The 8825-nt window shown below is 70.3% G+C and carries 8 protein-coding genes; 4 read left to right on the forward strand and 4 right to left on the reverse strand.

Translation table 11 applies throughout. The features are described 5' to 3' along the window. From D7X99_RS40500 to D7X99_RS40515, 4 genes are all read left to right on the forward strand, one after another. Nucleotides 1–1659 (forward strand): hypothetical protein (locus tag D7X99_RS40500; RefSeq protein ID WP_121782399.1); only part of this gene is annotated, 1659 nt, incomplete at its 5' end. Nucleotides 1660–1736: 77 nt separating this feature from the next. After that, the gene (locus D7X99_RS40505; protein WP_121782400.1) at nucleotides 1737–2462 is read left to right on the forward strand and encodes a fatty acid desaturase; all 726 of its coding nucleotides are present in this window, start codon (nucleotides 1737–1739) and stop codon (nucleotides 2460–2462) included. A 34-nt stretch (nucleotides 2463–2496) separates the two neighbouring features. Then, nucleotides 2497–3486 carry a protein-methionine-sulfoxide reductase catalytic subunit MsrP gene (gene msrP / locus D7X99_RS40510; RefSeq protein WP_121782401.1) on the forward strand — a complete coding sequence of 330 codons (990 nt, stop codon included), beginning with the start codon at nucleotides 2497–2499 and terminating at the stop codon, nucleotides 3484–3486. 3 nt (nucleotides 3487–3489) lie between these two features. Then, nucleotides 3490–4101 carry a sulfite oxidase heme-binding subunit YedZ gene (locus tag D7X99_RS40515; protein ID WP_121782402.1) on the forward strand — a complete coding sequence of 204 codons (612 nt, stop codon included), beginning with the start codon at nucleotides 3490–3492 and terminating at the stop codon, nucleotides 4099–4101. A 6-nt stretch (nucleotides 4102–4107) separates the two neighbouring features. Here the strand turns inward: D7X99_RS40515 and D7X99_RS40520 are convergent, their stop codons facing one another. The 4 genes from D7X99_RS40520 to D7X99_RS40535 all read right to left on the reverse strand — a co-directional run. After that, on the reverse strand, nucleotides 4108–4590 hold the full coding sequence (locus tag D7X99_RS40520; RefSeq protein ID WP_121782403.1) for a response regulator: 483 nt from the start codon (nucleotides 4588–4590) through the stop codon (nucleotides 4108–4110). A 120-nt stretch (nucleotides 4591–4710) separates the two neighbouring features. Then, nucleotides 4711–5934 (reverse strand): hypothetical protein, encoded by a 1224-nt coding sequence (locus D7X99_RS40525; RefSeq protein ID WP_121782404.1) that lies wholly within the window; start codon nucleotides 5932–5934, stop codon nucleotides 4711–4713. Beyond that, a complete protein-coding gene (locus D7X99_RS40530; RefSeq protein ID WP_169828050.1) occupies nucleotides 5931–8489 on the reverse strand; it encodes a TonB-dependent receptor in 2559 nt (852 codons plus the stop codon). The genes D7X99_RS40525 and D7X99_RS40530 overlap by 4 nt, the downstream gene beginning before the upstream one ends. Beyond that, nucleotides 8486–8825: PEGA domain-containing protein (locus D7X99_RS40535; RefSeq protein WP_121782405.1), on the reverse strand; the 340-nt coding region annotated here is incomplete at its 5' end. The genes D7X99_RS40535 and D7X99_RS40530, both read right to left, overlap by 4 nt.

The following is an 8825-nucleotide window of genomic DNA, read 5'->3' on the forward strand; positions in this document are numbered from 1 at the left end:
GCCCAGGAAGCCCCCGCCCGCCTGCCGGACGCCCCGACGCTGAAGCGGATGACCGCGCGCTTCGCCCCCGTGGACGTCAAGGTGGACGTGTCCAAGCTGCCGGACGCGGAGAAGCGCGCCCTGGCCAAGGTCCTCCAGGCCGCCCGCATCATGGACCCGCTCTTCCTGGGCCAGGCGTGGGCGGGCAACCCGACGCTGCTGCTGGACCTGGTGAAGGACACCACGCCCCTGGGCAAGGAGCGGCTGCACGCGTTCCTGCTCAACAAGGGCCCCTGGTCGCGCCTGGACGAGGCGAAGCCGTTCATCCCCGGCGTGCCGGCCAGGCCGGACGAGGGGAACTTCTATCCCGCCGGCGCCACCAAGGCGGAGGTGGAGGCGTGGGTGAAGAGCCTGCCGGAGGCGCAGCAGCACGAGGCCACGGGCTTCTTCACCACGCTGCGCAAGGGGACGGACGGCAAGTTCGTGAGCGTGCCCTACAGCGTCGAGTACCAGGGCGAGCTGGGCATGGCCGCGCAGCTGTTGCGTGAGGCCGCGGCGCTCACCCAGCAGCCCACGCTGAAGCGCTTCCTGGAGACGCGCGCGGCGGCGTTCCTGTCCAACGACTACTACGCGAGCGAGGTCGCGTGGATGGAGCTGGACGCGAGCGTGGACCCCACCATCGGGCCCTATGAGGTCTACGAGGACGGCTGGTTCAACTACAAGGCCGCGTTCGAGGCCTTCATCGGCGTGCGCGACGACGCGGAGACGCAGAAGCTGGCGAAGTTCAGCGCGGAACTCCAGGAGCTGGAGAACAACCTCCCGATTGAGCCGGGCCTGCGCAACCCGAAGCTGGGCGCATTGGCCCCCATCCGAGTCATCAACAGCATCTACTCGTCCGGTGACGGCAACCGGGGCGTGCAGACGGCGGCCTTCAACCTGCCCAACGACGAGCGCGTGGCGGCGGAGAAGGGCACCAAGCGCGTGATGCTGAAGAACATCCAGGAGGCCAAGTTCCAGCGCGTGCTGGTGCCCATCGCGAAGGTGGCGCTGCCCGCGAAGGACCGCAAGAACGTGTCCTTCGACGCGTTCTTCACGCACATCCTCATGCACGAGCTGATGCACGGCCTGGGGCCCCACAACGTCACCGTGGCCGGGAAGCAGACGACGGTGCGTCAGGCGCTGCAGGCGGCCTCCAGCGCCATCGAGGAGGCCAAGGCGGACATCTCCGGCCTGTGGGCGCTCCAGCGGCTGGTGGACAAGGGCACGCTGGACAAGGACCTGCAGCGGACCATGTACACGACGTTCCTCGCGTCCGCGTTCCGCTCCATCCGCTTCGGCATTGACGAGGCGCACGGCAAGGGCATCGCGCTCCAGCTCAACCACTTCCTGGACACCGGCGCGGTGAAGGTGAACGCGGACGGCACGTTCGAAGTCGTCCCGGACAAGATGCAGGCGGCCGTCACGTCGCTGACGAACCAGCTCATGGCCCTTCAGGCCTCGGGCGACCGCACCGCCGCGGAGGCGCTGCTCGCGAAGCAGGGCGTGGTGCGCCCCTCCGTGCAGAAGGTGCTGGAGCGGCTGAAGAACGTGCCGGTGGACATCGAGCCGCGCTACGTCACCGCCGACTCGCTGGTGAAGGACTTCGGCGCCCCGGCCGCCACGCCCGCGACGAAGAAGTAGTGTCCCCTGCCACGCTCCGTCCCACCCGCGCGCTTTTCTTCGTGCGCGGGGGACGGGGCCTGGCCAGTAAGGGAGCCATGCCGCCCGAGCCCTCCACCCGTCCCGCCCCTCCCGACCCGTGGGGCGTCGTGCTCGCGCTCGCGGTGGTGGGCGCGTGGGGCGGGCACCTGGCGTGGATGCTGGCGGGGCCCTCGCTGCCGTGGGCCTCACCGCTCCCCTGGCTGCATGTCCTCCTGCAGATGTGGCTGTCCACCGGCCTCTTCATCACCGGGCATGACGCCATGCACGGCACCGTGTCCCTGAATCGCCGGGTGAACGCGGCGGTGGGGATGCTGGCCTGCTTCCTCTTCGCGGGGCTGTCCTACCGCCGGCTGGTGGTGAACCACCGCGCGCACCACGAGGACCCCACCGGCGAGCACGACCCGGACTTCGCGGCGCGGGGCGTGTCGTTCTGGCCGTGGTTCGGGGCCTTCATGGTCCGCTACACGACGTGGCTGCAAATCGCGGTCATGGCGCTGAAGTTCAACGTGCTGCTGTGGCTGGGCGTGCCCCAGCCGCGCATCCTGGCCTTCTGGGTGCTGCCGTCGGTGCTGGCCACCGTGCAGCTGTTCTACTTCGGCACCTACCTGCCGCACCGGCGCCCGGAGACGGAGGGAATGGCGCCGCACCACGCGCGCTCCCTGCCGCGCAACCACCTGTGGGCCCTGCTGTCGTGCTTCTTCTTCGGCTACCACTGGGAGCACCATCAGTCCCCCGGCACGCCCTGGTGGCGGCTGTGGCGGGCGAAGGACGCCCGGCGGTAACCGGAAAAGGGGCTGGGGCGTTATAGAGGGAGTCATGCGCGACAAGCTCCCTCCCGAGCCCCCCGGCTCCGAAGTGACGCCCGAGAAGCTCTACGTGCGCCGCCGCGAGTTCATCAAGAACGCGGGCCTGTTCGCGGGCACCGCCGCGGTGGTGGGCGGCGGGCTGTACCTGCTGGGCATGAAGCGCACCCGGCCCATGGACGGCTTCGTGCCGGACGCGGGCACGGTGGCCCAGCCGGTGGTGCCCGCCCAGGGCCTCTTCAGCACGGACGAGCCGCGCACGCCCTACGAGGACATCACCACCTACAACAACTTCTACGAGCTCGGCCTGGACAAGAACGACCCGGCCCGCCGCGCGCACCTGTTGAAGACGCGGCCATGGACCGTGGTCATCGACGGGGAGGTCCACAAGCCGTGGACCGTGGACGTGGATCAGCTCATCTCCGCCTTCCCGCTGGAGGAGCGCGTCTACCGGATGCGCTGCGTGGAAGCCTGGTCCATGGTGATTCCGTGGTTGGGCCTGCCCCTGGGCAAGCTGTTGGACCGCGTGCAGCCCACGTCCTTCGCGAAGTACGTGGCCTTCACCACGCTGGAGGACCCGGAGCAGCTGCCCGGCCAGAAGAGCCCGGTGCTGGACTGGCCTTACGTTGAAGGCCTGCGCCTGGATGAAGCCCAGCACCCGCTGACGCTGCTGGCCACGGGCCTGTACGGCAAGCAGCTGCCCGCGCAGAACGGCGCCCCGCTGCGGCTGGTGGTGCCGTGGAAGTACGGCTTCAAGGGCATCAAGTCCATTGTCCGCATCACGCTCACGCGCGAGCAGCCGCCCACGACGTGGAACATCACCAACAAGCGCGAATACGGCTTCTACGCCAACGTGAACCCGGCGGTGGATCACCCGCGCTGGAGCCAGGCCTCGGAGCGCCGCATTGGTGAAACTTCGCGCCGGCCCACGCTGCCCTTCAACGGCTACGCGGACGCCGTGGCCGGCCTCTACCGCGGCATGGACCTGAAGCGGGACTTCTGAACGATGGCCTCCTCCAAGCTCCCCTGGCTGAACCCCGCCATCACCGTCGGAGGACTGTCCCCGCTGCTGCTGCTCGCGATGCAGGGGGCGCAGGGACAGCTGGGGGCCAACGGCATCGAGTTCGCCCTCAACCAGACGGGCCTCTTCGCGCTGGCGGTGCTGCTGGGGTCGCTGGCGTGCACGCCGGTGCGGCTGGTGACGGGCTGGACGTGGCCCGCGCGCATCCGCCGCACGCTGGGCCTGCTGGCCTTCACCTACGCGGCGGCGCACTTCCTCACCTACGCGGTGTTGGATCAGGGCCTGGACGTGCGCGCCATGGCGGAGGACGTCTTCACCCGGCCCTTCATCACCGTGGGCTTCACCGCGCTGATGCTGCTGGTGCCGCTGGCCGTCACCTCCACCAACAAGTGGGTGCGGAGGCTGGGTTTTCCCACGTGGCAGCGCCTGCACCGGCTGGCCTACGTGGCCGCGGTGCTGGGCGTGGTGCACTTCGTGTGGCGGGTGAAGCAGGACGTCACGGAGCCGGTGCTCTACGGGGCCGTCCTGGCGCTGCTGCTGGCCGTGCGCGTGGGTGAGGCGCTGCGCAAGCGGCGGGCGCTCGCGCGCCCGGCTTGAGGCGGGCTACTTCGCGGTGGCGCGGGGCAGCGGGAGGATGGTGTCCACCAGCGTCATCAGCTGCGCGCAGCTCACCGGCTTGCGCACGAAGGCGCTGATGCCGGCCTTCTGGCCCAGCGCGCGCACCTCCGCCACGTTCGGGTCGCCCGTCATCATCAGGATGGGGACCTTGGACAGCTTGGCGTTGCTGCTGGCGCGGATCTGCCCGGCGAAGTCCGCGCCGTTCATCCCGTCCATGTGGAAGTCGGTGAGGATGAGGTCCACATGCTCCACCTCGGCGACCTTGAGGCCTTCCTCGGCGGACTCCGCCTCCAGGAACTCGAAGCTGCGGGCCATGAGGTAGATCTTCAGCAGCGTCCGGATGGAGCGGCTGTCGTCCACCAGCAGCACGCGCTGCGGACCGGTCCCCCCGGCCGGACGGACCGTGGGCGTGCTCCCCGTGGGACGGGAGGGCGCGGTTTCGGGGGCGGAGAGAGGGCCGACCTTCATCGGAATCAAAACCTCGGGGAGGAAACGCCTCCAGCGGCTCCGCCCATGGTCGCGGAAGGGCCCTGCGAAGTCAAAGCAACCAGGGCACCGCGCCGCGATTTCAGGAGGGCCAAAACGACCTCAGCGGACCTCCAACACGAAGGCCTGTGACGGCACGCCCGGCAGCCCCACGGCCTCCGCCAGCGCCGGGTCCAGCTCGTTGGGCAGGCGCCACGTCTGACCCGTGGACTGCAGCAGGGTGACGCTGTAGCGACCCGGGGGCACGGCCGCGAGCGGCGCGGGCGCGGCGGGGTCGCGCGCGTCCAACGCCAGTGCGCGGATGGCCACCACCAGCTGCGGAACGAAGACGGGCTGCGGGCGGGGCTTCCCTTGTTCGTCGAGCAGCGCGGCGAGCAGGGGGTCGGGCGAAAGGCCCGCCGCCAGCACGGTCACGTCCGGCTTGCCGTCCTTGCCGCCGCTCACGCGCGCGTAGTCCACGCCCTCCTCGTCCACCACGCCGTCGCGGTTGAGATCGTTCTCATCCACGTAGCCCGTCACGCCTTCCGCCAGCTTGCGGACGATGACGCGCGGCCAGAAGTCCGGCACGCCGTCGCCGTTGGCGTCGTCCGGGACGCCGTCCTTGTTGGCGTCAATCAGCTGCACCCAGAAGCCAGGAGGCCGCTGATCCACCGCGCCGGTGAGGACCTGCGGCGTGAGCGTCAGCGTCTTCAGGGGCGTGGTCGCGGTGTTGAACTCGCGCGGGTCCGCGGTCTGGAACGCCGGCCGGTCGAAGGGCACGGTGGCCGAGTCCGCGAAGGACACGGAGACGCCGCTGAGCGGCTGGGGCCAGCCGTCCGCGTTCGTCGTCACCTCCAGGACGCGCGTGGCGCCGTTGGTGGGGTCCACCGCGCCGCCGCCCACGTCGCCCGCGTTGGGCTCGGAGGTGACGCCGTACCAGGGGTTGAAGTCGGACACGTGGCAGGGCTGCGGGATGTTCCGGCAGGTGTCCGCGTCGATGAAGCCGCGCAGGAGGTAGCGGCCCGGCTCCACCAGGCTCAGCGAGAACGGCGCGGTGAACGGGCCCGTGGAGCTGTCACCCATGGACGCGCCGAACAGCTCCGCGGCGGTGATGACGGTGAAGGCCAGCGGACGGCCGGAGCCCGCGGGCGGCGGCGGGTTGGCCGCGTCGTAGATGAACACGATGGCGTTGCCGCGGGCGCGCGACTGCACCACCAGGCTGCCCTCGATGCGGGCCGAGCGCGTGTGCTGGCGGCCGTCCGCGGTGGGCACCACGTCCGGGGCATCACAGCCGCCGGACAGCAGCGACGCGAGCGTGAACGCGAGGAAGGGAAGGGCGCGCTTCATGGGGTCACCGTGAGGTTGGCGAACACGCGCCGCTCGATGCGGTTGCCGAAGGGGTGCTCCGCGTGGCTGCCACCGAGCTGGCTGCCTTGCAGCGCCACGGAGACGAAGTCCTTCACCACGGTGTAGCCCACGCGGGCGTTGACGACGGTGTACGCGGGGAGGTTGTTGGCGATGAGGTCCACGCGCGTCGGGTCGGACGCGGAGGGCTCGCGCTCCACCCAGGTGGTGGAGGTCGTGAACGCCGCTTCGATGCCGAACTCCAGGTCCGTGCGCGTGCGGTAGGTGACGCCGCCGAAGAGGCGGAAGGCCGGCGTCTGGCTGCACGTGCCGCACTGGCCGTCGTCCGGCAGGTCGGAGCTGACGTGCTGGTACGCGGCGCTCGCCTTCACGCCCAGGCCGTCGATGGGGGACACGTTGATGCCCGCCTCGACGCCGCGCGCGGTGTAGATGGCGGCCTCGTTGGTGAACATCGAGCGGCCCAGCAGGTAGTTGCCGGTGCCGCTGTCGTAGGACTCGCCGGCGGGCAGCGGCTGCACGGGCGATAGGGCGATGAGGTCCTTCACCGTGTTCTGGTAGAGGGCCACGTCCCAGTCCAGACCCAGGCGCGGGGACTCACCGCGCCAGCCCAGCTCCAGCGCGTTGAGGCGCTCGGGGCGCAGCGTCCGGTTGCCGGTGGTCAGCAGGCTCACGCCGTTGACGCCCGGCACGGGCACGGGCAGCCGGGTGTAGCTCTCCAGGAACGTGGGCTCGCGGAAGGCGGTGGCCACGGACGCGCGGAAGGCGTGCCCTTCAATGGGCTGGAACACCGCGGACAGACGCGGCGACTGCGCGATGCCCGGGTTGCCCTTGTCGAGCAGCGGGTGGCGGTCCACGCGGTAGCTGACGATGAGGCGCAGGGGCTGCACGATGCGCCACTCGTCCTGGACGAAGGCCGCCGCGTGGAACTCCTCGCGCAGGTCGTCCAGGTACTGGAAGGCCACGCGCTTCAGGCGGCCCTCCACGCCGATGTTCACCTGGTGCTCACCGGCCAGCTCGAAGCCGCGCGCGTACAGCGCTTCACCGTTGAAGACGTTGGACGCGACGCTGGTGGTCAGCGAGCGCTGGCCAATGGCCTCGTACTGCGGGCCCGCGTCGCCGGACAGGTGGTTCCAGAACGCCTTGAGCTTCACGGCGCCCAGCTCCACGTCGGCCTTGGCGTACGCGCCCAGGCCGTCGATGTAGTAGTTGCGCAGGAGGCCCAGCGGATAGATCTCCGTCAGGTAGCGGTGCACGCCGCCGGAGAGGCCAATCGCGCGGCCCTCCTCGAACGTGTAGACGGTGGACAGGTTGGCGCGAGCCCCACGCTGCCCCAGGTCTGGATCCGCGGGCCCTTGCAGGGCGAAGTCCGGACGACCGGACTCATAATCGCGGCTCCACTTGTCCTGCTGCTGGTAGGCGGCGGACGCGCGGTAGCGCAGGCTTCCGTTCTGGCCGTGGCTGACGAAGGAGCCCTGCACGGTGTTGCCGCCGCCCGCCATGGCGCTGAAGCGCGCGCGCCGGCCGGTGCCGGGGGCCTGGGTGATGATGTTGATGACGCCCAGCATCGCGTTGGCGCCGTACAGCGCGCTGCCCGGACCGCGGATGACCTCGATGCGGTCGATTTCCTCCAGGCCGATGGGCAGCCCCGCCCACACCGTGAGGCCGAGGAAGTCCTGGTACTCCGTGCGGCCGTCCACCAGCACGAGCACCTTGTTGGCCAGTCGCTGGTTGAAGCCGCGCAGGCTGACGTTGGCGCTGCCCACGCCCATGGCCATCACGTCCGCGCCGGGCACGCGGCGCAGAAGCTCCGGCAGCGTGGTGGCGCCCGACAGGCGGATGTCCTCCGCGGTGATGACGGTGGTGGCGTTGGGCGCCTCCAGCGAGGACTGGGCGCGGCGGCTCGCCGTCACCACGCGCTCTTCGTACGGCACCAGGCCCTGGTCGCCGGAGGTGTCGCCGGACTCGGCGCCGCCGCTGGAGCTGGCGGTGGGGCCGGGCGTGGCCGAGGGCTGTTGCGCGCCCTGGGGCTGGGCGGTGAGCGACTCCGCGCGGTTGACGGCCTTCTCCAGTCGCTCCATGAGCGTGGCCAGCTGCTGCTGGGCCTGGATGCTCGTGGGGGGCGGCGGGGGCATGGGCAGGCCGGTGGTGGAGCCTGACGTGCCGGGTTGGGTGCCGGGCTCGGGCGCTTGCGCCTGTGCGGCCTGGATGGTGGCCTCCAGGCGCGTCACCTGGGCCTGCACGTTGGTGGCGTCCGGCGGATTGGAGGCGAGGTAGCGCTTGTAGGCGTCCAGCGCTTCGTCCAGCCGGCCCGCGTCCTGGTACGCCCGGGCGATGTTGTAGAGGACGCTGGCGTGCGGCTTGATGTTGTAGGCCTCTTCCAATTCGGCGATGCCTTCATCGAACTGCTTCTGCTCGATGAGGTTCATGCCATTGCGGAAGTGGCGGCGCGCTTCGAGTCGCGCGTCCGCCAGGGCCTCGGTCGCGCAAAGACACAGCGCGAGGAGCGCTCCACGTCGGAAGGCTGTCGGGGGATTCACTGGTACGGATCGTCCTTGTACGAGGAACCCGGAGCCTTGGTGGGCTTCGGTCCCTGCTTCTTGATGCGCGAAAGCTTGATGGAGACGTTGACGGTGGTGCCCGGCTCGCCCGCGTACTTCTTGCTGACGGTCTGGTAGCCGTCCATCGCGAACGACACCTCCACGGACGCGAGGCCCGGGCCGTCAGGGGTGTGTTTGATGACCATCGGCGTCGTGCCACGCACCTTGCCGTCGAGCATGACCTCCGCGCCCTGGGGCTCGCTGTCCAGGTCGAAGCGCACGGGCTGGGGGGCGGCTGGATGCGGCGTGACGGCGGTCTCCGCGACGGCCGTGGGC

The sequence above is a fragment of the Corallococcus sp. AB032C genome (assembly GCF_003668935.1).
Classification (GTDB): domain Bacteria; phylum Myxococcota; class Myxococcia; order Myxococcales; family Myxococcaceae; genus Corallococcus; species Corallococcus exiguus.

Bases quoted from the DNA above. Each gene is read 5' to 3' on its own strand.
- D7X99_RS40525 (WP_121782404.1), bottom strand. From the start codon at position 5,934: ATGAAGCGCGCCCTTCCCTTCCTCGCGTTCACGCTCGCGTCGCTGCTG.
- D7X99_RS40515 (WP_121782402.1), top strand. From the start codon at position 3,490: ATGGCCTCCTCCAAGCTCCCCTGGCTGAACCCCGCCATCACCGTCGGA.
- msrP (WP_121782401.1), top strand. From the start codon at position 2,497: ATGCGCGACAAGCTCCCTCCCGAGCCCCCCGGCTCCGAAGTGACGCCC.
- D7X99_RS40505 (WP_121782400.1), top strand. From the start codon at position 1,737: ATGCCGCCCGAGCCCTCCACCCGTCCCGCCCCTCCCGACCCGTGGGGC.
- D7X99_RS40520 (WP_121782403.1), bottom strand. From the start codon at position 4,590: ATGAAGGTCGGCCCTCTCTCCGCCCCCGAAACCGCGCCCTCCCGTCCC.